We start from the raw sequence: 22,472 nt of genomic DNA on the forward strand, positions 1-22,472 counted from the left end.
GCGGGTGGTTCTGATTGAATGGCTAGTTGATCACTGGACGTTTTCTGGTGCTACAAAGCCAACACAGACCGTTTGTAGTGCAGCACTTGGTTGGGCCTGAAAGGAGAATTCTTCCTTATGGCTAATCATCAATGCCAGCCATTCCTGAAGCGTCTGGCGGAAATCTTCCTCTTCACAGCTTTTGTCTCGCTCTCCCACCAGCAATACACCAGATTCCACAATATCGCTCTCTTTAATATGGCGGTTGTAGATATTCGGTGGTGCATCATTACTTAATTCCCAGGGTTGTATCGTTTCTGGGCGATAGTGGCTATAGAACGTCAACCATTGATGCAGGTATTCGCCGCCGACATAACGCAAAGGTGTCGGATAAAGTTCATTCCAGCGTTGATCAAGTTGACTGGTAAACGTTTTGATACCGACAAATTTTTGCCCGGCATCACGGACATTCGCCATCATCACGCTGGTATAGCCGATCAGAACCAATACACCGAACACGGTTAAACCCCGCAATGTACCTTGCAGAGATTTGCGGGGATATACCGTGATTGAGCCTACCAGCAGGGCGGGTGCAACCGTCATAAAAGGCTGTACCCACTCAGTCATGCGTCCGCCCTGATTAAATGAAAACCAGCCGTAAATAATCAGCAGAGGCAATAAGATAATGATATTGACCAACACATTGGATTGTTGTTTAGGCCAGCCAATCCGTCCGCCCAGAAGATAAATAATCACGCTGACGATAATCAGCGGGTAGAACACGGAAAGTACTGCACGAGTGGTATGCAGATTAAATCCTTTCTGAATTTGGGAATCGACCCACTTAAACGCAACAAAGTCGTTATGCACCAGCCACCATAGATTTGGCAAAACCAGTGCGAACCAGATGATAATGGCGAGATAAAACAGTGGCTCCCGATAATTGCGGCGCACTTTGGGTACGAACAGCGAGAGCAAAAAGACGGAACCGATGATGGAAAGTGAAGAGTATTTCCCCATCGTTGCCAGCCCGGTTGTGAGTGCGAATGCCAGCCACCATTTAGGGTTATCGTCAATGGCGCGCAGAAAAAACAGTAGAGCCCACGGCCAGAGCATGACTAAAAGGTAATTATCATTATAAGGAATGATATCAAAATTAATGATGCCGGAGAGGTTCAGCGTTAACATGGCAAGCCATGCCAATGTGACTTTGCCCGTCAGGCGGAACGCCAGTTGCCAGACACCGAGCATACCGAGGGCGATGGCAACAAAGTGGGTGAAATACCAATAAAAACTGAGAGAGATATTGCTGATATGGATCGCAGGGAGCATTATAGCGCCTACTAACCACGGATTTTTGGGCGATCCCCATTCTCCATTGATGCCCCAGTTCAAAGCTTCTACGGCATCATAAGGAACGGTGGGATCGAGAGAGTAGCTTGCTATTACCCATAAAACAGCATAACCAGTGATCCAAAGACACAATGGCATGCGATAAGAAGAAGTATCAAAAAAGCGCATGATGATTAATGATCAATTATTTGAGTTAAAGTTATCTAGAATATTAGCCGAACTTTAAACCATAAGTGAATGACATTGGATGTTATAGGGCGTTTCTGTTAGATTCCGCCGAAAATATCTTGATAAAAGCGAGTTGAGTCACAAGCTATGAGCCCGTTAAAGAAAAAATCACCAGCGAAGCCTTCTGCTGGTAAGCACAGAACTGCTGGTAAGCAAAAAAGAAAAAGTCGCGCTGAGCTGAATGCAGAAGGACGTGATCGTAAACGTCAGAAAAAACAGCGTGGTAATCCTACTGGCAGTCGCAGTCACGGTGATGACAGCAAGAAAAAATCTTCCGGTACTGAGCAGAAAACTGATCCGCGTATTGGCAGTAAAGTTCCGGTTCCTCTGATCGTCGATGAAAAAGTTGCGGTTGCAAAACCAGCAATTAAACCTGTTGTGGAGAAACAGAAACCTCTTTTGTCACCGCAGGAAGAGCTGGCAATGCTGGAAGGTGATGAACGTTTGGATGACTTGCTGGCACGTCTTGAGCAGGGCGAAAAACTATCTCAGGAAGACAATGATTATGTCGATCACATGCTCGACCGCATTGATACTCTGATGGAAGAGCTGGGTGTCAATCTGGAAGAAGAAGACTCTGAGGAAGAGGAAAAGAAGGAAGATATCATGCAATTGCTGAAAGGTAAGTAATTCCTGCATCAATAAATTGTGATTCTATACCTAACGGATAAGGCGGGTTCATCCTGATAACCACAATGTTAATGTGTTATTTATTGTGGTTATTGGGTAAACTATGGCTGCTATTGCGACGTAAACGTCGGTTGCGCAGAATCATCGGGGCACAATATTTCAACTCCATGAAAAATTTGTGTTTTGGTGGGCGAAAACAGCGGAAGGAATAAGCATGTCAGAGCAAGCCATTGTTTGGGATCTGCCTTTGATCCAGAAATACAACTATTCAGGGCCTCGTTATACTTCATATCCGACAGCATTGGAATTCAATCAGCAATACGATGCTGATGCCTTTAAACAGGCTGCTGCCCGTTATCCTGATCGCCCGCTTTCCCTTTATATCCACATCCCGTTCTGCCATAAACTGTGTTATTTCTGCAGCTGCAATAAGCTGGTCACTCGTCAAAAGCACAAGGCGGATGAATATCTCAATGTGCTGGAAAAAGAGATTATTGCCCGAGCCAACCTGTTTTCCCGGCGGAAAATCAGCCAGATGCATTGGGGCGGGGGGACACCAACGTATCTGGATAAAGCACAGATCAGTCGATTGATATCAATGCTGCGTAGTCACTTCCATTTTTTGCCCGATGCTGAGCTTTCTATTGAAATTGATCCCCGCGAGATTGAACTCGATGTCATTGACCACCTGCGTCATGAAGGTTTTAACCGCCTGAGTATGGGAGTGCAGGATTTCAATAAAGATGTCCAGCGTTTGGTCAATCGTGAGCAGGATGAAGAGTTTATTTTTGAACTGGTCAATCGCGCTCGCGAAACAGGCTTCACATCCACCAGCATTGACCTGATTTATGGCTTGCCGAAGCAGACACCTGAGAGCTTTGCTTTTACATTGCAGCGTGTACTGGCACTGTCGCCTGATCGTCTGAGTGTATTCAACTATGCGCATTTGCCGGACTTATTTGCGGCGCAGCGTAAGATCAAAGAGCAAGACTTACCCAGTTCAACACAGAAACTGGATATTTTGCAGGCAACGATTTCGACCCTGACAGGTAATGACTATCAGTTTATCGGGATGGATCACTTTGCCCGACCTGATGATGAGCTGGCGGTCGCTCAGCGGGAAGGTATTCTGCATCGCAATTTTCAAGGATACACCACACAGGGAGAATGCGATTTACTTGGCATGGGCATCTCGGCCATCAGTATGTTGGGCGACAGTTATGCGCAGAACCAGAAAGACCTGAAAACCTACTATGCGGCGGTGGAAGCGCAAGGCCATGCGTTATGGCGTGGCTTGGTACTGACGCAGGATGACTGCATTCGTCGTGATGTCATCAAAGATTTGATCTGTAACTTCCGACTGAACTTTGCGGATATTGAACAGCGCTATGCACTCAACTTCGCTGATTACTTTGCTGAAGACCTGAAATTATTAGCGCCATTGGCAGAAGATGGATTGGTGGAAGTCACAGAATCGCAGATTCAGGTATCCCCGAAAGGGCGTTTGCTGATCCGTAATATTTGTATGTGCTTTGATAGCTACTTACGTAGTCAGATGCGGCAGCGGCAGTTTTCGCGGGTGATATGAATATCAGAGGGCAGGGTTGAGAATGTTGTCGCATTGTACTAGAATTAAGCAGTATTCAGCATGAGCTGCAACGACGAACAGTGGGTTTTTCTGAAGATGTTCACTGGCGGAGATTTTCACTGACGTAGTGCTGGTATGCCACCAAGATTAATTGGTCCCTCGACGGGGTTAACCTTTAACCTGACAGTCACTTGGGATAGCAAAGCAATTTGTGAAGAGGTGCAGCGGTTTGTTTAGTATGTTAAAGCCCAGCTATCAGTTGGGCTTTAACATATCTAGGGTTTAATCAAATAATTCCAGTCATTTTTCAGAATATCACCTAATATCAACATAAATCTCCGTGATTCCTTTTTTAATTGAGCATTAAGAGGCTCATTGCTTCTGTGATGTGCTGTTTCAACATATAAAAATAAATTTTCATTTTTGACCTTTAGCTTCATGATGATATAAATCCATTTTTGGGGATTGCTTTTGTATTTTTCTTCTAATCTAATTACCTTTCCTTTTAATCGGCTTTCTCTACATATTTTATATGATATATTTACTATTATCTCTAATAGTCTGAAAGTATATTTGTATCTGATTTTATCGAAAGTTCGATGTTCTTTTATCACTTCATTTTCATATTCGGTGATTAAAATAGTGTTATTCTCAGTGTCTTTTATGGCTTTGGTATAACAATGATGACTAAATATAACCCTTACATATAATTCACCTTTTATCTTATTCTTAAAGTTATCACGATATTCATATTTAATGTTTATAGTCTTCGGTGACATATGGGAAAGGTCAAATAATTCTTTTGTTTCCGGATGAGTATAAGTTCTATTATGGTAGACCTGTTCATTCCACCTGTATGTTTTGTGGATCAATTCATAGTTCCCTTTCATTTTTTACTTTTGACTATAAATAATTTTATTTCCATATTCAAACTTTTTGTATTTTTTATTTTTTTATTAAAGTTGAAAGAGTAAATTAATTCTGTAACTTGTTATTGTAATAATAATGGCGTGATTTATTTAAATATTCATTAATAATAATTAAATTATTTCATTATTATCATGAAAATATAATTTCCGGGATAGTAATAAATCAAAAAACAAGTAAGTAAATAATATCAGGACTTATTATTTTTTGTGTGGACGGAAACCATACTGAAAAGTATCCATATGATATAAAGAGGGGAATAATGATAAATAAGATGCCATAGGTTTTTTATCATGAAACCCTCTGTGTTTATTTGTTTTTTAAATATATTTACTCCAACCCCAATTCCTTCAATTTCCGCGTGATTGTATTCCTGCCCCAGCCGAGCAAGCGGGCGGCTTCCTGTTTATGTCCATGGGTATATTTCAGTGCACAATTAAGCAGGGTGCGCTCCAATAATGGCAGAGCATCAGAAAGTAAATCGGTTTTTCCCTCTTTTAAAGCATGTTGTGCCCATTCTGCCAGCAACTCCGACCAATTTTCATATGAGGCAGAAGTAGAGAGAGACGGAAGAATGTTTTCTGCTTGCTCTGGTGCTTGGCTTCCAATCAAATCAGCGGGAAGATCTTGCACCAGCACTTCTTTGCTGGCAGCCATTACCGTCAGCCAACGGCAGACGTTTTCCAACTGGCGGACATTGCCCGACCACGGCAAGCGAGTAAGGGCAAGTTCAGTATCAGGATGCAGCACCTTCGCTTCAACTCCCAGCTCCTTGGCGGTTTGTTGCAGAAAATGGTGCGCCAGACGAGGAATATCTTCAACCCTGTCCCGCAACGGGGGGAGCTGAACACGAATAACATTCAGGCGATGGTAGAGATCTTCCCGAAACTTGCCTTCAGTGACCCGTCGTTCAAGGTTTTGGTGGGTAGCTGCAATAATGCGTACATCAACCTTCACCGGTGCATAGCCGCCGACCCGATAAAACTGCCCTTCAGCCAGCACACGCAGTAAACGGGTCTGGATATCCAGAGGCATATCTCCGATCTCATCTAAAAACAGCGAGCCGCCATTGGCCTGTTCAAAACGCCCGTGGCGCACTTGATTGGCACCCGTAAACGCGCCTTTCTCATGACCAAATAATTCAGACTCAATCAGATCTTTCGGGATGGCAGCCATATTCAGCGCGATAAACGGTGCTGAAGCTCGTGGGCTGTGACGATGCAGGGCGTGGGCAACCAGCTCTTTACCCGTGCCGGATTCCCCATTGATTAGCACACTGATGGAGGAACGTGAAAGCCGGCCGATAATCCGGTAGACCTCCTGCATGGCCGGCGCTTCCCCGATCATGTCTGACACTGATGCTGCGATTTGTGGATTGGCGGAAGATTGATGTTGTTCGCGATAGTGGCTCAGAGCCCGCTCAACCAATGCAACAGTTTCATCAATATCGAAAGGTTTGGGTAAATAATCAAACGCCCCGTGTTGGTAGGCACTGACCGCCGCATCCAGATCAGAATGGGCGGTCATAATGATGACCGGAAGCTGTGGATGGCTTTGTTTTATCTGGTTGAGGAGGCTCAACCCGTCCACGCCGGGCATGCGGATGTCTGACAGAATAACTTCAGGATTATCCTGTAATAGTGCAATCAATACAGCATCGGCATTTTCAAAACTGGTGCACTCAATTCCTGCACCACGCAGCGCCCGTTCAAGCACCCAGCGTATAGAACTGTCATCATCAACGATCCAGACTTTTCCTCGTTGCATCATTGTCATCCTCCACTTTTTGGTCTGTTATTGCTTGATAGGCAGGTAAATGGAGAATTCCGTATGTCCCGGCCAACTGGTGAATTCGATTTTTCCAGCATGCTGGTCAATAAGATTACGGGCTATGGATAGCCCAAGTCCAGTCCCGCCTTCATGCCCGCTGACCATAGGGTAAAAAAGCATATCCTGAATATGGGTAGGAATACCCGGCCCGTTGTCTTCAATATCAATTCTGGCAGCCAGACGATAGCGTTTACCTTGTAAGGTAACCTGAAATGCTGTTCGCGTTCTCAGGGTGATCGTGCCCCCTTTTTTGCCCAGTGCTTGCAGGGCATTACGGGTGATATTCAGCAATACCTGTTCAATTTGGTCAGGATAATGAGCCAGTTCAGGCAAACTGGGATCATAATCTTTAATCAACGTGACATTCGTGGGCATTTCCAGAGAGACTAATTGATAAACCCGTTCGGCAACATGGTGAATGCTCTGGCGGGTTTGGGTTCCCGGATGCTGTGGCCCCAGTAATCGATCAACAAGCGAGCGAAGTCTGTCCGCTTGTTCGATAATGACTTGGGTATACTCCCGTAAGGATGGATCAGGCAGTGCTTTGGCAAGCAATTGTGCGGCTCCCCTCAAACCGCCGAGGGGATTTTTAATTTCATGTGCTAGCCCCCGAACCAATTCCCGCGCAGCCGCTTGCTGTGCTTGTTGAACCTGCTCTTGGTTTAAACGGCGTTGACTGTCCATAGTCGCCATTTCCAGCAAGATAAACTGTTCGGAAATTGGTTGGGCACTGAGCGACATCACATGAGAGTGATTATTGATCACCAGTATGACTTCGTTATCGGTAAAGCCATGACCATTGATCAAACTGGAACGCATCAACCCTGTATCCATTGAGATATAACTAAACAGAATCGGAAGAGGTGTACCGAATAACTTATGTGTGCTTTGCGCCAGAAGCTGCATGGCGGAATGATTGGCGTAACGAATAATCAAATCATTATCCAGCACGAATACACTGTTTATCAGTGAATCGAGAATTTGTTCTGCTTTGGGCAAATCAACCATTGTCATTCAATTCCTGCACTTTTTTGGTGCATTTTAGCCTATTTAAGTCTAATTCGATGTAGCCTTCTGCTCAATATTCGTTATTTCCATTTATATCATCTGATGGTGTTATCACGGATGGCATCCCCCATCGCTGTACTCATAGTGACGAGAAAAGAGCCCATCCGAAGATGGGCCAAATTTTCACGGCAACAAAAAAGGGACAACAGTAATAACATTAGGTGTTTAATCAATAAGGCATTACACGCTGTAATACAGCTCAAACTCCAGAGGATGCGGAGTCATGCGGACACGTTCAATTTCGCCTTTCAATAGGTTGGCATAAGCATCAATGGAATCATCAGTGAAAACCCCGCCGCGTGTCAGGAATTCACGGTCTGCATCCAGTGCAGCCAAGGCTTCTTCCAGAGAAGAAGATACAGTTGGGATCTCCTGTGCTTCTTCCGCAGGCAGGTCATACAGATTTTTATCCATGGCATCACCCGGATGGATTTTATTGATAATGCCATCAAGGCCTGCCATCAACAGAGCAGAAAACGCCAGATAAGGGTTTGCCGCCGGATCAGGGAAACGCACTTCGATACGGCGGGCTTTCGTGCTGGCCACAACCGGGATACGGATTGAAGCAGAGCGGTTACGGGCGGAGTAAGCCAGCATCACGGGTGCTTCAAAGCCGGGCACGAGACGCTTGTACGAGTTCGTTGTTGGGTTAGTGAAGGCATTCAACGCGCGGGCATGCTTGATGATACCGCCGATATAATACAGCGCCATCTCGGACAGACCGCCGTACTTATCACCCGCAAACAAGTTAGTGCCATTTTTGGACAAAGACATATGGCAATGCATCCCGGAGCCGTTATCACCCACTAACGGTTTTGGCATAAATGTGGCAGTTTTGCCATATTTATGGGCAACATTATGCACAACATACTTATAAATCTGAGTCTCATCCGCTTTTTTAGTCATGGTATTGAAACGGGTAGCAACTTCATTTTGTCCGGCAGTGGCAACTTCATGATGGTGGGCTTCAACCACTAATCCCATTTTTTCCATTGTCAGACATATGGCTGAACGCAGGTCTTGAGACGAATCTACCGGAGGGACAGGGAAATACCCTCCTTTGACGCCGGGACGATGGCCTTTGTTACCGTTTTCATAGCGTGTACCGCTGTTCCAGGCAGCTTCTGTATCATCAATATGGTAATAGGAACCAGAGATGGAACTGCCGAAACGGATATCATCGAACAGGAAGAACTCAGGCTCTGGCCCAAATAAGACCGTATCTGCGATATCGCTTGCCCGCAGATAATCTTCTGCGCGTTTTGCAATGGAACGAGGGTCGCGGTCATAACCTTGCATTGTACCGGGTTCCAGAATATCGCAGCGCAGGATGAGCGTGGCATCATGAAAGAAAGGATCAAGCATTGCGGTGCTTGAATCAGGCATTAATACCATGTCGGATTCATTAATTCCTTTCCAGCCACCAATAGATGAACCGTCAAACATTTTTCCATCTTCGAAGAAATCTTCATCAATTTGATGGGCAGGGATGGTGATATGTTGCTCTTTACCTTTGGTATCAGTAAAGCGTAAGTCAATAAACTTCACCTGATGTTCTTCAATCATGGACAAAACATGTTCAACGGACATACTGATTTCTCCTGGTTTGAGTCAGCTTAATAAAACGGGGCAAAAAAGTTGCGGTTCTATCTAAGGATGACTGCGTATCTCTGTACGATCAATTTTTATGAAATTGCTATTGTGAAGAAGAATGCGAAAAGTGTGCCAACTTTTAAAAAACCTTTAATATCAGTGAGTGGAGTTTTTAGGGGGCAAAAAACGAACGATTCAGAGGCGCTGTTTAAAATAAACGCACTAATTTAGTGCATTTTAAAAACACGACCGCACCATTATGGTGCCATATAACGCAGCGAGCAGGAGTATTTATTATAAATAAGGCGCAATCAGATTTTCCCATTCCCGAAAATAACTTCCATACATAACATATGTTCTATTCAGAAATAGTACTTATTCAGAAATAGTACTTACTCAGAAATAGTACTTACGTTGATTGCGCCAGGTAGTTCAGCGTAAATCAGTGATCATAATACTGACACTGTTTTATTTTCTATAATAGGAAATCTTTCCGTCAAGAGCTGAGGTTATAAAGGGATCAACACCTCCTCCCGAAGCGTCTCCCCAAAGTATAAGTCTATCGTCATCAGTCAGACCTACAAATGCTTTTCCTGTGGCATATATAGCTTTTTGAACATCTCTGGGATTAGAACCCCAGCCGCCATACATATCATCTCCCCAGGTTGTGACTGAACCATCTTTGCCTAGTGAAGCGTATGCCGCCGCTGAGCTAGTGACTTGAACGATATTACTTAATGAGCTGGGATAGGGGTCTCTTCCGCCTGCGCTAACGCCAGTTCCATCTATCATAACGTAAGTATTCTTATTACTTGCTATATCCACAATGGGGCTGCCAGGATAAGGGAGCTGGTTAGATGAGTGGTGGCTGTAAACAGTGACTACTCCGCTCTTATCTAAGAAGACGATACCTGTTCCTGTCACCGGATTAAATCCATCCCAATCCACGGGACAGACAACTTGTACGAAATCTCCTGGGTATACTGAATGGGGAATGTAGCTCCTATTATTAGGATCCGTGCTTATCTCAGGTAATAAAAGCTCCCCGTTGCCATTTTCATGCAGGAATATAAAACCAAGCCTTGTGGGTACAATCGCACGAGGATACTGATAATCAATGCCATATGTATAATTAATCCAGCCCCCACCCATATATGCTCCGCTATTCCTTATCCAACATGACGTTGTCGTTTGAGTATTGAAGCCAAAGACAGCATCATCATTTCCGACAAGGATAGTCTTATCAGCTGGTCCCAAATTTGTCCGAATAGGAGGAATCCCAAAGCCCCAAATATTGACGGTTCCGTCAGATTGTAGAGCAATGAAATTCGTCCCACCTGCGGCAACATCAACATACTCAGAAGATTCGGGTGCTATTTCGAAATCGATGTCGTTCGGTATTTTCCAAGCGGATAGTGAACCATCATTTTTCAAGGCGATATAACCGTACGCGCCTGCTGCAACTTTTTTCACATTAGAACCAAGCAACCGGCCTCCTCCTGCTGGAAATATACCTCCCCAGGCATAGAGATCACCATTATTGGCTAACGCAGCAAAACTGGATCTAAAGCGAGCAGGAGTACCGTCTGGTTGACCAGGAACAGGCGTCAGAGTGTAGTCACTATCTGATGTACCCCCATTACTAAAAATATTGATTGGATTGAGTGTGATTGAATGTTGCCCCAACGTCGCTGTGAGTGGTAAGTCGGGTGCATTATCTAAAAAGGATGAGCCGGTAAAAGATTGCCAAGACATGTTAACTTTTGGATTCCCTTCATATTTCCAAGTTACTTCAACGGGTTCCATGGTTTTCTTATCCCATGCAGTAATGCGCTGTGGTCCATAGAGGGCATTGGCCGAAGTATAAAGGGTAGAACGAGCACCCATGAGGATAAAGGATTTGTCGTTACTGGTTGGTGGAGTCACTGTTCCTTTATCAACAAATGTTATAATTGCGACTTCTGATTGGTTAGAAGTAAAATTGGTAAAATGTTGAACGGTATAATACAGCCCATAAATACCATCTGGAATGTCTGATTTGCCCACTTCGGCAATCAAAAATGGATCAGATAACCCGTCTGGATTTTTGACGCTAAAAATCGGAATAGAAATGGAACCAAATGTAAGTTTAATCTCGTCCTTGTCAGCAATACCATAGTATTTTGGGACGTATATTTTAACTGTATCGCCTATTTCAGCTTTATTTATAATACCTTGTTTAGCTTGAGGTAGAGTCGGTTTAGGTAAAGATGTATTGGACATGGTTATTTTCCTCTAATAGAAATTAATTAAAATGCAATATTCTTGATTAATAACTTTGTTTTTTTATAACAAAAGATAATTTTATCTATTACCATAATCTCCTTAAAGAACATTCAGAATATAAATATATCTCTATTTACATGGTTTTTTTAAATCACGATAAACAATCAGGAGGATATGTTCCTGCAACAGCGGTAGAAATTCTGCCTTTCCAAGGTTTAGCCTGGGAATTCTTATCATCATTATCTATATAATATGTCAAGACAATTAACCCAGTATGACAATTTTCATATTCAGAACACCCGGTCAAATGCTTATAAGGAATATTTATTATTGCATCAGCGGTTGTTCCATTAGAATCTGGAATTAAAGGTATATTTCCATATAGATATTTATCAACATTTCTATACCTTGCCGAAATTTGTAAGTGTAACCTTATTTTTGCTCCTAACGAAGGTTTGGTTTTATCATTGGGATCATTAGTTCCTGTAATTTTAACAAACAACCCTGCATCATCTTGATTATTAATATAATTAGACATATTTCTGCAAGTGACAATATTATTCATTTCGATATCAACACAATCTGTATTATCAAAATCATCTATGATGTTAGAATCATCAACACCAAAGCTAGAATAAACAACACATTTATCATAATAAGTTGGAGCAGGATAAGATTCTCCAGTATATGTTAACTCCAAAGGATCGGATATTAAAGAGTTCGCGCTGGAAGGCTGAACGACTTTATAGTAAAAATTAGCAACCTCCCCTACAGGGAAAATATAATAAGGCAATTGTATTTCATATTTCCCTAATTTATCTGTACTTACAAGTGGATAGGGAATTTTCATAACGCCATTAACATAAAATTCGATAGAATCGCTATTTCTTGCACCCTCATACCAGGGTATTAGTGTATTAAAAAGTGTATTTCCTTCGTTATTTAACTGCCCACCATGAAAACCTTCAATTTGTGGATTGGGTAATTTATGTTGTGAGACATTAGGATCACTATTACTAATAATCAACGTATTAGATGAAGGTATTGCACCAGTAACACCATAAACTTGAGAATTAAAGTTTAAAACTAAAGTTTCGTCTTTTTTTGAGTAGACATAGAAAGATAATTTCCCTCTTTCATTTGATAATAAATATATTGAATTATCAGCATTAGGATTGGATGCAGGTTGAATTTCCACAGGGTTAAGCTGATCGGACTGATACAAATTAATTTTTTCCAATTTTCGATCTTCATTTGTACTTATAGTCACAGCAAAGTTGGGAATGAAATTTTTATTTTCGTCTTTAATAATTGTATGTACAAGAGTAAATGATTTTCCATTAGGAGGAATATTTGAACCAGTAGGAACATCCAACGTGGTTCGATCAAATTCTAGCCTCAGTGAATTGTGATCCAATGTCCTAACATTATATTCTATATTCAGAGTAGGAAAGCTACCTGAACTGGATGATGGAACTATTTGAAAACTGGCAACATCACCACTATTGATATCTGACGATACCAGTAACTCAATGACGAACATCCCTTTTTTCCCATTGTCAAAAAGAGTAATATCGGGTATTGAGTTTAATAATTCAATGCCATGATTAGGTTGAATATAAACAGTTGTATCAGAAGGTATTTCATTATCGGATGTTAAAATTACATTAAGGATTAGCTGTTGCCCGATAATAACATTCGATCCAGTAGGTGGAAATGAAATTATATTACTCATTAGAAAACCTCCTTAATTTTTATTATCAAAATGGTTTAATTATATAAACCCTTTTATTTTTTATTTGTTAAAATTAAAACTATATTCAAATAATTTTAATTATCATGCAAAGGGTTCTGTGCTTATATATCCATTCCACACCCCGCCATAGATAACATCTATATCAGCATCATTTCCTATTTGATAGTCAAAAGCAATTTTACCATCATCACCATTTGTGTATCCAAAAACCCCTTTCAAATAATTATTATCTATTCCGATGAACAGTGTTGCAGTATCTCCTCCTATTTCATCTGGGTGTGTTGGCATTAAACCAGAAAAAGTTTGTGTGAAATTTTTGTTGCTCGATTGAATATATAAATTTAATGTTATTGAAGATCCAAAAGGTACTTTATTTGTATCATTAGGATCATTGGTGCCTTTAATTTTAATAAATAAACCTTCGTTATGTGGGTTACTTGCATGTTCAGCTAGATACCCATCATTAATAACATCATGTTGTTCTATAAGGACGTGACCACTGGAATATATCTCACAGGTTTCATATGCTCTGTTAGCGCCATCCCAGGGTTGATTGGGTTTTCCTTTATAAACTAAATCCATATAAGAGGATTTAGCTGATATTATGTCACCTGAATTTCTGATAACAACATAATAAAATTTTGAATGTACATTTTCTTCAAATATAGCATAAGGTAAAGCAATTGAATAACTACCTAAATTATTGTTATCAACCTGAATAGAACGTCTGATGTATTTATCATTAGCAAAAAATAATATGGAGTCTCCATTTTTAACAACAGGGTTTTTTTCTATTTTAACGAAGAAATTATATTCTCCATTTGATTTGAAATCACCTCCCCAAAAATTAATGATCTCTGGTTGATCAAATTCGATATCCATATTCTCCAGTGTATTATCAACAACGTATAGGATATCATTTGCAGCAACTATATTTGTAGAATCAATGACCAGTGAGTATAAATGAAGAATGATAGGTAATGATGAAAAAGGATGAATAAAGAACAATATATTTCCTTGACTATCCGTATCTACAAAAAAACCTTCATGTCCATCTTGCTGATGTAAATTAATTTCTGTTGTATTATCTCTATCATAAATCTTAACTTTTTCTAGATTATTTTTTAATGCAGAAAATATGAATACACGTAATTTTGGAATAGGGACACCATTCGTATTTTTAACTGTCGCAGTGACTTTAGTAAATATTTTATTGTTTTTATTCTGTGGATCAGTGGAAAATGATAAGAATGGTGATTCAATGTTTAATTTTAATGATTCTTCATATATTTTATCTACATTGCTTATGTCCATGTTCTTTCCTCTTAATTAAAAAATTAATTTAGTTTATAATATAATTAGATAACTGTTCCACAATAGAGATGCATTCAGATGATGATTCCTCGCTTCCTTAGTTGTAGAGAGCAAGGAAATTATTCACGATATTTAAAATATTATTTAATCATCATCTATAATGATAATAAAAAACGCAAAATTATATCCTGATTTCTTGTAGGTAAGATGAGTTTTATAAAAAATACACTTACATTCCACATTTATAATTATGTTATTCCGGTACTGTACTAATGTACCCTGTCCAAACCTTCCCATATTTTATTTCTTTTTCTATAGAAACTTCATAGTCAAACCAGATGTTTCCAGATCCTCCATTAGGATAGTCTTTAACATTAACAAGAATATCATAATCAATATGAAAAACTGCCTTTGCATACCCATCATTATCTAATGTTGTTGGTATTTTTTGTGGTTTAGGGCTATATTCGAAGTTTTTATTTTCTGATTCGACATATACAGTCAATGTGACTTTAGAACCTAATGGTACATTTGTTTTTGAATCATTAGAACCTAAAATGACAACAAATAACCCAGTATTTGGACGAGCAGTGTTAAATAGATAATTTTTTATACTATCATAACTAATAGTAGTGACTTGAGGTATATAGTGTGTTTCAACTTCAGGACTGAGATAAAGGCTGGTATAAACTATACAGGGGTCATAATCCCGTTTTACTTTATCTGATGGCTTGTATATTGCGCCGCCCGCATAAGTTACTGGTAGTGACTGAGAGACTTTTGCAGCCACACCAGATTCATAGATGGCCATATAGGAAAACTCAGTAGGGGTATTTAAATGAAACATATTATAAGGTAATGAGAAGGAATAGTTACTTAAACCTAGTTCTTCATCTGGATTTTTTATATTAAAATAATGGCCACTAAAAATTTTATTTTTATCTATATTATCTCTCTTAGTGAAAAATAATAAGTAATCACCTGGTGCTGCTTTGTGATAATGTTCTACGGCAACAGTAAAATTAGTACCCCCATCTGATCTTAAAGGAGGGCTGAAATATCCTAAAATATTAGGCCAATTTATAGTGTCAAGAGGATTAACAGGTTTGGGATTAATAATAAAAAGAGGCGAATTAGCCGCTATTGGCGGAGTGACTCCAGAGATTATAGCTCCCAAATTAAGAACAGTTGAAAGTGTCTGTTGTGGAAAAATTTTAAAAGAGATTTTTCCTGTATCATCAGAACTTACCAATACTCCCTGATCTGGGCCAATGACTTGTAGTAGAAGTTTAGTTGTCGGATCTTTGTCATCATAAATATTAACTGCCTGCAATTTTTTTGCTAAATGTACTTCTGTTATTAAAATATATGCTGAAGGTATTATCCCACTGTCGCCTTTTAGCACTGTATTGACTGATGTAGATAATTTTCCATTGGGAGGAAAGTTTTCTGCATCAGGAGACTCTAAATATGGTTTTTCAATGTGGAGAGCTAGTGATTCGTTGCTGATTGTCCTAGCTGTCGCTGTATACGTTATTTGCTCGTGAGTGTAATCTTCTGTTATCGTATATGTAACAGGATCATTATCATTTACTTTTGTATTACTGTCTTTATTTTTCACAATTAAAAAAACAGACAATGTGTATATGTAATCATTGTCACTAGAATTTTTGGTCATTGGAACGGACGTGGTAATTGGATCTCCGCTATTTGTATCGTATATAGTCAGATTTTCCACACCTGAAAATGTAATGTTAGGCAGAGTGACGAGAGCACTTTGGGTGATATAAGAAAGTTCAAGCGGGATGACCTGCCCGATGATAAGACTTATATTATCGGGTAATGATGTCGTAATTTTATTATAATTAATAGCGGTCATTTTATTACCTTATATAAATTGTTACTATTTGGTAGGGTTATTTTTATTTCAATGTTATATTTTATTAAAAGTAAAATCTAATGAAAGTTTTTTATCACTTGATAGGTTTTTTATATCACCAGGGTAAATATAATTAATTGTAATATTATTAATCCGCAAATGAGTGGTTAAGTATTACTGTAAATTATTTATACAATGTATTGGTCATTTAATTATATGTATGGATTTTTTATTGATGTTTGCTTTATAATATTCAATCCTTTAATTTAATAAAAACCTCATTTCACTATCATTAAGACAATAATATAATTAACTAATAAAATACATATTTAACTTGTTATGAAAAATGTATGTATATTGGTGCTATCAGTGATATGATTCCCTTCAAGTTTTATAATCTTATTTTTATTCTAATATATTTGAAAATATAAACTTTTACCCATGAATGAACTTATCTGAGTAATTTAATTTCAACCTAAAGTGAAACCTATTTGAACATAATCCATTAATATAGTTATATTATTCTGGTCTTGTATCAATGTACCCATACCAAACTTTTCCATATTGAGGATTTCCATCCTTAATAAAGGAATAATCAACGGAAAGAGTCCCAGGACCTCCTCCTTCACCAATATAGGGTAAAACATTAACAATATCACCGTAGGGAATATTAAAGTATAATAATGGGTCGTTATTAGGACCTGAACCTGTATTTGGCATGGTTTTTGTTGGCAGACTTTTTGAGAAATTTTTATTTTCTGATTCTACATAGAACGTGACTGTGACTTGAGAACCCGGTGGTACTTGTGTTTTTGAGGTGCTAGAGCCTGGTACGACAACAAACAACCCTGTATTTGGATGATTATTTTTATTACTTTGGTAGAGTTTGATGGCCTCAATACCAAAGGGAACTCCTTGACCTAAAATATGCCGGTCGCCTGGATCGAGATAAGTACTCGTATAAACGGTGCAATAATCATAATTCCGTTTTACCCTGTTTGAGGGTTCATTTGTTCCTGTTCCTTCATAAGTGACTTCTAATGGCTGAGAGACTTTTGCTCCCACGCCCAATTCATATACGGCCATATAAGAGAATTTAGTTGGAACACCTACTTCAAACATGCCATAAGGCAATACATAATGGAAATTTCCTAAACCAAGATCTATCTTGGCATCTTTTACTCTAAAAAAATGTTCACTGTAAACCTTCTTATTATTCTTTGTCGTTTGAGTGAAAAATAATATATAGTCGCCTGAATCTGCATTCTCATAATGATCTATGGCAACTCTAAAATTGTTTAATCCATCAGATGTTAAAGGTATTGAATACCCTCCAATATTAGGTCTAGGTATAGTTTTGAGATAGGGAACAGGCTCTAGGTTAATAATAAAAATCGGGGTATCAGCAATTATTGGGTCAGTGACTCCAGAGATCATAGAGCTTAAATCAAGCACAGTTGAAACCGTCTTTTGTGGATAAATTTTAAAAGAAACTTTGCCTTTATCATCAGAACTGAGTAATATTCCCTGATTTTCGCCAATGGATTGCAGTGGAAGTTGAGTGATAGGATTTTTGTCATCATAAATATTAATGGCCTGTAATTTTTTTTGTAGAAATTTATCGACTATAAAAATATATCCTGATTTTATCGGACCACTGTCACCTTGTAGTGTGGTAGTGACTGATGTTGACAATGTTCCATTTGGGGGAAGGTTTGGTGAACTGGGTGATTCTAAAAAGGGGGTATCAATGGTAAGCAGTAATGACTGATTGTGAATAGTCCTTGCAGTCGCTTGTCTGGTTAATATATCGCTATTTTGATCAGAGGTAATGGTATATGTAATTGTATCTTTATCTTTTATTTTGGGGTTGTTATCTTTATTTTGCACAATTAAATAAACACACAATGTGTATATGTGATCATTACCACTCAAACTTTTTGTCATCGGAACGGGTGTGGTAATTGGATCTCCATGAGTTGTAGATATCGTAATGTTTGTCAGACCTGAAAATGTAATATTTGGTGCAGTTAGTAAAGCATCCGGATTTATATAAGAAAGTTCAAGCGGGATGACTTGCCCGATGATAAGACTTATATTATCGGGTAATGATACGGTAATTTTATTATAAACGGTATTATTCATTTTATCACCTCTTGTATAAATTATTATGTGAATCCAAGATTAATTAATAATGTTGTTTTTTAATATTAAATATTGTAAAAAATATTTATTTTAACATGGGGTTTTATGGCAAAAATATACTTTTATACTGAATTTAGATATTATCACACTGTGATAATGCACCTTTCCTAAATTTTCATATCATAAAAATTATTTAATTTGGTAATTAAAAATGTGAATTTACCGTTACCTATATTAACTTTTTACTATCATATATGGTTATTTATAAGAGAATCAGTCAATTTTAAACGTATCTTACTTGCTATAAAAATATACGATTATATTATGAGTAGACTGATTCCCTTCATGTTTATAAGCTTTTCCTGTAGTCTTTTTATTTAAAAATATTTGAAAATTTAAATTTCTTATCCATTAAATATTTTCAGCTAAATAATTTTCTTTCAACAAAATTTAAATATTTTGAAACTTTATCCATCAATATAGGTGATTATTCTGGCCTTGAATCAACAGGTGTGCTCCAAATTTTTCCGTATTGAGGGTTTCCATCCTTAATAAAGGAATAATCAATGGAAAAAGTTCCTGCTCCTCCTGAATCATAAGGTTCAATATCAATAATATCTTCATATTTAATATGAAACACTAATAATGCACTTCCATTTGTACCTGCTGCCGGCATGGTTTGTGTTGGCAGATTTTGTGAGAAATTTTTATTTTCTGATTCTACATAGAACGTGAGCGTGACTTCAGAACCCGGTGGCACTTGTGTTGCTGAAATACTAGAGCCTGGCACGACAACAAACAACCCTGTATTTGGGTGATATTTATTACTTGGGTAGGCTTTTATCGCCTCAACACCAAAGGGAACCCCTTGAGGTAGAATATGCTGATCGGTCGGGTCGAGATAAGTACTCGTATAAACGGTACAATAATCATAATCCCGTTTTACCCTGTCTGAGGGTTTATTTGTCCCTGTTCCCACATAGGTTACATCTAGTGATTGGGATACTTTTGCCCCCGCGCCCGATTCATACACAGCCATATAAGAGAATTCAGTCGGAACATCTATTTTAAACATGCCATAAGGCAATGAGTAATAGTAATTGATTAAACCCAGCTCTAGATTCGGGTTTTTCACCCTAAAATAATGCTTGCTATAAACTTTCTTTGTATCCTTTGCCGTTTTCTTGAAAAATAATATATAGTCGCCTGCAGATGCATCTTTATAATGTTCCACGGCAACTGTAAAATGGCTGAGCCCATCAGATGTTAGAGGGGTTGAATCTTGCCCAATATTAGGCGGAAGTATACTTTTCAAATAGGAAACAGGTTCTAGGTTAATAATAAAAAGAGGAGAATTAGCTGCTATTGGAGAAGTCACACTAGGAATCATAGCAGCTAAATCAAGCACAGTTGAAAGCGTTTTTTGTGGATAAATTTTAAAAGAGACTTTGCCTTTATCATCAGAACGAACCAATATTCCCTGATATGGAGCAATAGCTTGTAGTGGAAGTGGTGTTTTAGGAGCGTTGTCATCATAAACATTAACCACCTGCAATTTTTCTTGTATATATTTATCTACTATAAAAATATATCCTGACCTTATTGGGCCACTGTCACCTTGTAATGTGGTAGTGACTGATGTTGATAATGTCCCATATGGAGGAAGATTTGGTGTACTGGGTGATTCTAAAAAGGGAGTATCAATGGTAAGAAGTAATGACTGATTTTGAATAGTTCTTGCTATCGCTTTCCTGGTTAATTTATCGATATTTTGATCAGAGGTAATAGTATATGTAATATTATCTTTATCCTTTATCTTGGAAGTATTATCCTTATTTTGCACAACTAAAAAAACAGATAATGTGTATATGTAATCACTGCCAATCGAATTTTTGGTCATCGGAACGGGTGTGGTGGTAATTGGATTTCCACTATTTTCATCGTATATAGTCAGATTTGTCATACCTGAAAATGTAATGTTAGGTGGAGTGACTAGAGTACTTTGAGTTATATAAGAAAGTTCAAGAGGAATCATTTGCCCGATGATAAGGCTTATATTATCGGGTAATGATGTCGTAAGTTTATCATAATTTATAGTAATCATTTTATCACCTTGTGTAACTTATTGTTATTTATATTGTTTCTTTCATTGCCATTAATGAATCTTTTATAAGAGAATTAGTCACTCTATAATATATTTTTATTATTATGGAGAATATACATTAATGATATTGGTCGACTAATTCTCTTCACGTATTATAAGGTCATTATCTATAAGTATATTTTCATTAAAGAAATTTATATAAATTAATTAATTTCAACAGACAATTACAACCTATTTAAACATAATCCATTAATATGGATGATTATTCTGGCCTTGTATCAATATATCCATACCAAACTTTTCCATATTGGGGATTGCCATCCTTAATAAAGGAATAATCAATGTGAATAGTCCCCGGGCCTCCCCCTTCTCCAATATAAGGTAAAATATTAACAATATCTTCATATGGAACATTAAACCATAAGAATGAGTTTTCTATACCTTGATTAATAACTATCATTGGATCTGGCATAATTTTTGTTTTCAGACTTTTTGAGAAATTTTTATTTTCTGATGCTACATAAATCGTGACTGTGACTTCATAACCTGGTGGTACTTGTGTTTTTGAGGCACTAGAGCCTGGCACGACAACAAATAACCCTGTATTTGGGTGGTATGTATTACTTGGATAGGCTTTTATCGCCTCAATGCCAAAGGGAACACCTTGACCGAGAATATGCCGGTCGTTCGGATCGAGATAAGTACTCGTATAAACGGTACAATAATCATAATCCCGTTTTACTCTGTTTGAAGGTTCATTTGTTCCTGTTCCCTTATAAGTAACATCTAGTGGCAGGGAGACTTTTGCCCCCACGCCCGATTCATATACACCCATATAAGAGAATTCAGTCGGAACACCTACTTTAAACATGCCATAAGGCAATGGGTAATGGTAATTAGCTGAACCAAGCTCTAGATTAGCATTCTTTACCCTAAAAAAATGTTCGCTATAAACTTTCTTCTTATCGCCCGTAATTTTTGTGAAAAATAATATATAGTCGCCTGAAGATGCATTTTTATAATGCTCCACAGCAACTTGAAAATTGTTTAATCCATCAGATGTTAAAGGTGTTGAATATCCAGCAATGTTAGGCGGAAGTATTTTTTTAAAAGGAGGAATATCATCTAGGTTAATGATAAAAATCGGAGTGTCAGTAGCTATTGGTGGAGTAACCCCGGAGATCATGGCACTTAAATCAAGTGCAATTGAAACCGTCTTTTGTGGATAAATTTTAAAAGAGACTTTGCCTGTATCATCAGAACGGATCAATATTCCCTGATATGGGTCAATAGTTTGTAGTGGAAGTAGAGTTGTAGAAGCTTTGTCATCATAAACATTAACCGCCTGCAATTTTTCTTGTATATATTTATCTACTATAAAAATATATCCTGACTGTATTGGACCGCTGTCACCTTGTAGTGTGGTAGTGACTGATGTTGACAAACTCCCACTTGGGGGAATATTTGGTGAACTGGGTGATTCTAAAAAAGAGGTGTCAATGGTAAGCCGTAATGATTGGAGGTTAATAGTTCTTACTGTCGCTATCTGACTTATTTTAGTGCTAGTTTTATCTTCTATTATTGTATATGTAATGGAATCTTTATCTTTTACACCTACACTCTCTGTAATTAAATAAACAGATAATTTATATATGTAATCACTGCCAATCGAATTTTTGGTCATCTGAACGGGTGTGGTGGTAATTAGATTTCCATTATTTTCATCGTATATAGTCAGATTTTTCACTTTTGAAAATGTAATATTAGGTGGATCGGTCAGAGGGCTTTTAGTTATATAAGAAAGTTCAAGAGG

Annotated in this window: 14 protein-coding genes; 2 read left to right on the forward strand and 12 right to left on the reverse strand. The window is 38.3% G+C overall.

Features of this window, described 5'->3' with window-relative positions; genetic code table 11:
* Positions 1-30: 30 nt before the first annotated feature.
* Positions 31-1,500, reverse strand: coding sequence for a glycosyltransferase family 39 protein (locus tag FE394_RS16620; protein ID WP_319927469.1), 1,470 nt, complete (start codon positions 1,498-1,500; stop codon positions 31-33).
* 147 nt (positions 1,501-1,647) lie between these two features.
* Between FE394_RS16620 and yihI the strand changes: the two genes are divergently transcribed.
* Complete coding sequence (gene yihI / locus FE394_RS16625) at positions 1,648-2,190, forward strand: Der GTPase-activating protein YihI (protein ID WP_319927470.1); 543 nt, start codon at positions 1,648-1,650, stop codon at positions 2,188-2,190.
* 214 nt (positions 2,191-2,404) lie between these two features.
* Positions 2,405-3,778 (forward strand): oxygen-independent coproporphyrinogen III oxidase, encoded by a 1,374-nt coding sequence (hemN, locus tag FE394_RS16630; RefSeq protein ID WP_319927471.1) that lies wholly within the window; start codon positions 2,405-2,407, stop codon positions 3,776-3,778.
* A 275-nt stretch (positions 3,779-4,053) separates the two neighbouring features.
* Here hemN and FE394_RS16635 read toward each other — a convergent pair whose 3' ends face one another.
* The 11 genes from FE394_RS16635 to FE394_RS16685 form a co-directional block, all read right to left on the reverse strand.
* Positions 4,054-4,650, reverse strand: a complete 597-nt coding sequence (locus FE394_RS16635) for a hypothetical protein (RefSeq protein WP_319927472.1) — start codon at positions 4,648-4,650, stop codon at positions 4,054-4,056.
* A 385-nt stretch (positions 4,651-5,035) separates the two neighbouring features.
* Positions 5,036-6,472 (reverse strand): nitrogen regulation protein NR(I), encoded by a 1,437-nt coding sequence (gene glnG, locus FE394_RS16640; RefSeq protein ID WP_319927482.1) that lies wholly within the window; start codon positions 6,470-6,472, stop codon positions 5,036-5,038.
* 27 nt (positions 6,473-6,499) lie between these two features.
* Positions 6,500-7,549, reverse strand: a complete 1,050-nt coding sequence (gene glnL / locus FE394_RS16645) for a nitrogen regulation protein NR(II) (protein ID WP_319927473.1) — start codon at positions 7,547-7,549, stop codon at positions 6,500-6,502.
* 234 nt (positions 7,550-7,783) lie between these two features.
* On the reverse strand, positions 7,784-9,193 hold the full coding sequence (gene glnA / locus FE394_RS16650; RefSeq protein ID WP_319927474.1) for a glutamate--ammonia ligase: 1,410 nt from the start codon (positions 9,191-9,193) through the stop codon (positions 7,784-7,786).
* A gap of 471 nt (positions 9,194-9,664) precedes the next feature.
* Complete coding sequence (locus tag FE394_RS16655; RefSeq protein WP_319927475.1) at positions 9,665-11,458, reverse strand: RCC1 domain-containing protein; 1,794 nt, start codon at positions 11,456-11,458, stop codon at positions 9,665-9,667.
* A 154-nt stretch (positions 11,459-11,612) separates the two neighbouring features.
* The gene (locus FE394_RS16660) at positions 11,613-13,196 is read right to left on the reverse strand and encodes a hypothetical protein (protein ID WP_319927476.1); all 1,584 of its coding nucleotides are present in this window, start codon (positions 13,194-13,196) and stop codon (positions 11,613-11,615) included.
* 102 nt (positions 13,197-13,298) lie between these two features.
* Positions 13,299-14,531, reverse strand: coding sequence for a hypothetical protein (locus FE394_RS16665; RefSeq protein WP_319927477.1), 1,233 nt, complete (start codon positions 14,529-14,531; stop codon positions 13,299-13,301).
* A 253-nt stretch (positions 14,532-14,784) separates the two neighbouring features.
* Positions 14,785-16,410: a hypothetical protein gene (locus FE394_RS16670; protein ID WP_319927478.1), complete on the reverse strand. Its 1,626-nt coding sequence runs from the start codon at positions 16,408-16,410 to the stop codon at positions 14,785-14,787.
* Positions 16,411-16,929: 519 nt separating this feature from the next.
* Positions 16,930-18,555, reverse strand: a complete 1,626-nt coding sequence (locus FE394_RS16675) for a hypothetical protein (protein WP_319927479.1) — start codon at positions 18,553-18,555, stop codon at positions 16,930-16,932.
* Positions 18,556-19,042: 487 nt separating this feature from the next.
* Positions 19,043-20,659 carry a hypothetical protein gene (locus tag FE394_RS16680; protein WP_319927480.1) on the reverse strand — a complete coding sequence of 539 codons (1,617 nt, stop codon included), beginning with the start codon at positions 20,657-20,659 and terminating at the stop codon, positions 19,043-19,045.
* A 262-nt stretch (positions 20,660-20,921) separates the two neighbouring features.
* On the reverse strand, positions 20,922-22,472 hold a 1,551-nt coding region (locus tag FE394_RS16685), incomplete at its 5' end, for a hypothetical protein (protein WP_319927481.1).

The sequence above is a fragment of the Xenorhabdus littoralis genome (assembly GCF_033949345.1).
GTDB classification, from domain to species: domain Bacteria; phylum Pseudomonadota; class Gammaproteobacteria; order Enterobacterales; family Enterobacteriaceae; genus Xenorhabdus; species Xenorhabdus littoralis.